The sequence below is a fragment of the Streptococcus danieliae genome, from assembly GCF_009767945.1.
GTDB lineage: Bacteria > Bacillota > Bacilli > Lactobacillales > Streptococcaceae > Streptococcus > Streptococcus danieliae.
In genome coordinates this window covers 1-404 of sequence record NZ_WSRS01000219.1, presented here as the reverse complement: position 1 = coordinate 404, position 404 = coordinate 1, and the positions used below count along the sequence as shown (strand labels likewise).

Annotated in this window: 1 protein-coding gene; it reads left to right on the top strand. The window is 50.5% G+C overall.

Going from position 1 to position 404, the window contains the following annotated elements:
- Nucleotides 1-404, top strand: a 404-nt coding sequence (locus E5983_RS09545) for a DUF1542 domain-containing protein (RefSeq protein WP_160333530.1), incomplete at both ends; no start/stop codon positions are given.

The window sequence follows — 404 nt, the reverse complement described above, 5'->3', positions numbered from 1 at the left end:
ACTCAAGAAGAGAAGGATGCAGCTAAGGCCACAGTTGATGCAGAAGCAGCTAAGGCTAAGGACGCAGTTGATGCGGCTACCGACCAAGCAGGTGTAGATGCGGCTAAAGACTCTGGTACAGGTGAGATTGCTAAAGTTAACCCAGAAGCAACAGCGAAACCAGCAGCCAAAGAAGCTATCGACAAGGCAGCAGCGGATAAGAAGGCAGCGATTGATGCTCGTGATGACTTAACAGCTGAAGAGAAAGCAGCAGCGAAAGCAGAAGTAGACTCTGAGGCAGTTAAGGCTAAGGACGCAGTAGATGCGGCTACCGACCAAGCAGGTGTTGATGCGGCTAAAGACTCTGGTACAGGTGAGATTGCTAAAGTTAACCCAGAAGCAGCAGCGAAACCAGCAGCCAAAGA